The following is a 2191-nucleotide window of genomic DNA, read 5'->3' as shown; positions in this document are numbered from 1 at the left end:
CAGTGTATCTGCTTGTCTTCATTCGAAATCTCCTCGTTCATCTTGCCGAGAAAATTCTACTTATGCAGCCCCTTACTTTCGGGGGGGATTACCCCTCGACGGATGCATGCGCGAGGAATGTCTGACCGAACACCTGTTCCCGTCTGTGCGCCATGCCGTCGTCCATTGTCCTCGGACCAATGGCGGAAAATGAACGGCCATGATTGCGGCGTGGCGCGTCGACTACAATCACCATCGCCCGCACTCGAGCCTCGACGGGCTTGCCCCGCGGGAGTATCACCAAAGGTCATAAGAGGCCCAAAACCTGAACAGAGCTAACCAATAAACGCGGACTCAGAGGGACGCGATGACCAAGAAACCGCGCGAGGACACCCGGCTGGCGAACGATATTGAGCGCCGAAGGCTCGACCTGAAGCCAAAATAGAACCAGGTGAAGATCGCCGCAGCGGCCGGGTACGTGGAGCCCTACCAAATCCGGCGGACGTCAGATCAGCGGGCGTTTGGGCATGGGGGCAATACCGGCCTGACCAAGCGCGGCCAGCGCGGCCAGGTCGTTGACCTGCAAAACGCCATCCGCCCACGATGCCAACTGTTTGACGCGCAGCTTGCGCAAGGTCTTGTTGGTGTGCACCAGCGACAGGCCCAATGCATCCGCCAAGTCCTGCTGGCGAAATGGCAGCGGCAAACGATCGTTCCGGGCCAGGCCGACCGAGCGGCCGCGCAAAAGAAGCTTGACCAGCGCCCAGGCAACGGCCGAGAGCGCGTCGCGCTGGCCGACGGTCAACAATGTCTCGCCAAGAAAATGTTCTTCGATGGCCGCCAGCCACGTGATGTCGAACGCGCGTTCCGGCTTGTCCTTGAAGAACGACCACAATGCCTTGCGGTCGAACACGCACAGTGTCATTGCCGTGCTGGCTTCGACGGAATGCGACATTTCCCCCATCACGCCAGCCTGCAATCCCACGAAATCGCCGGGGAACACAAAGTTGATGACCTGCCGGTCGCCCGACGGGAGTGTCTTGTAACGTATGCCCATCCCGTGCAGCGCGGTGTAAAGCTGCGGCGCGTTCGAGCCCTCCATCAAAATCGGCGTGCCTGCCTCGACCTTCAATTCACCCACCTTGAAACGTGCGATAAACGCCAGATCTTCGTTGGAAATATTCTGGAAGGCGTCGCATTTGCGCAGGGGACAATGTTGACACGCTGTTGTCATGGGCGCCGACCTCTCGTTGCTATGTCATAGTTTAATGCGGCGTCCCGGTTTGGGTTCCATATAAGACCCAGCTGCAGCCGGAGACTCACCATGTGCCTCAACGTACTCGTCCTGGAAAGCGACCCGTTTATCGCCGAGGACATACGAGAAATAGTCACCGCGCTCGAACCCCGGGCCGAGGTCCATCTGACGGACTCGGTGGGCCACGCCATCACGCTTCTGGATCAGGCGGAGAACTGGATTTGGGCTGTGATCGACTGCCGCTCCTATCAGCTCACCGATCCAGCTCTCCGCGTCGCACTTGACCAGCGCAACCTGACGCCCGTTGTACTGAACGAAGCCGCCGCTGAGGCCCGTTGCGGTGGTTGGGTTTTCCTGAACAAGCCCTTTTCAACGGCGTCGCTTGAAGATGCCTTGCGGGCTTCAAGTGCCCGGAACAGTGCTTTGGGCTGAATGTGAATAGACGGGCAAAAATGCGCCTGTAGCGGGTGATCGGCTTTCAGATTGCCCCCTACACCGATGATCATGATGCCCCCGAGGTCAACCTGGATGACCTGCCACAGGATTTTTTCTCCACTGGGGATCAGAGTCGGCCCCTCGAAGGGTCGGACAATGAAGCCAACGAGAGAACATACCCGTGCGCGGGTCTTGATCCGGGCACGGGCAGCCGATTTCAACGAAGCGATGCCACACCCGGCACTTGGCCGCGAGGCGCCAAGGGCGTTCGCCCGACACCTGCTCACACCAACCGACAGCCGCGCTGCGCAATCTGAAAGCTGCGCGCGGATGTTGGCGGCTCCGTTCCACCTGCGCCGGAAAGCGGAGCAACACAAGTGGCGCTGGTTCCGACCGGATGAAGACCAGGGGGCACAACACTGACGCATCAGGCGCGTCAGGCTATGGGTCCGGCGGACAATGCATGTCCGCCGGAATCCGCTATTCGCCGCCGGCACGTCAGGCGAAGAGGAACGCGTCGGC

Annotated in this window: 2 protein-coding genes and 1 pseudogene; 2 read left to right on the top strand and 1 reads right to left on the bottom strand. The window is 60.1% G+C overall.

What is annotated here, in order from left to right; all coding sequences use genetic code 11:
• Positions 1–292: pseudogene (locus GGR17_RS20135) on the top strand (integrase core domain-containing protein); the annotation flags it as partial.
• A gap of 192 nt (positions 293–484) precedes the next feature.
• On the opposite strand, the gene GGR17_RS20130 reads toward GGR17_RS20135, so the two are convergent.
• Positions 485–1213, bottom strand: a complete 729-nt coding sequence (locus GGR17_RS20130) for a Crp/Fnr family transcriptional regulator (RefSeq protein ID WP_054539087.1) — start codon at positions 1211–1213, stop codon at positions 485–487.
• 90 nt (positions 1214–1303) lie between these two features.
• Between GGR17_RS20130 and GGR17_RS20125 the strand changes: the two genes are divergently transcribed.
• A complete protein-coding gene (locus GGR17_RS20125) occupies positions 1304–1666 on the top strand; it encodes a response regulator (RefSeq protein ID WP_054539088.1) in 363 nt (120 codons plus the stop codon).
• Positions 1667–2191: the final 525 nt, after the last annotated feature.

This window comes from Actibacterium naphthalenivorans (assembly GCF_014196965.1).
GTDB classification, from domain to species: Bacteria; Pseudomonadota; Alphaproteobacteria; order Rhodobacterales; family Rhodobacteraceae; genus Actibacterium_A; species Actibacterium_A naphthalenivorans.
Note: the sequence above shows the minus strand (reverse complement) of the source record. Positions and strands in the feature narration are given on the sequence as shown.